The organism is Faecalibacterium sp. AF28-13AC (assembly GCF_003478405.1).
GTDB lineage: Bacteria > Bacillota > Clostridia > Oscillospirales > Ruminococcaceae > Faecalibacterium > Faecalibacterium prausnitzii_E.
This window is the reverse complement of the sequence record NZ_QUFG01000024.1, coordinates 1-430: the sequence shown is the minus strand read 5'-3', so window position 1 is coordinate 430 and position 430 is coordinate 1.

Genomic DNA, 430 nt, shown 5'->3' with positions numbered 1-430 from the left:
GATGGCGGACTTGATCTTTTGATATAAACTCAAAATTTCTCCTTTGGTCAAAGGTTTTGGCACGGATCGTTTTGATCCCTGCCACGTTCAAAGTCACCGGGGTCCCCCAAATGGGAACTTCGGTGAAGCCGGTCTCCCTTGCTGCCTCCCGACAGGAAATCTTTTTGGACTCTGTGTCGGCCCTATGCAGGGCGCTCGCTCCCCCGATGGGAGGTCTTGGCGGTCTGGGCAGTTCGGACGGTCATTCTGTTGTCAAGGTTCGGTTATATGATTCGGGAGGGCTTTTACGGGAAGCCCTTAATATGTTCGCTGCTGGGGAGTGATATGTTTTCCTTCTGTCTATAGGATAGCACCTCCATGGCTGCTGTGCCGTATATCCATAATGTCGGAAAACAGGTGCAGAAACTGCAAAATTCCACGCTTATGGACA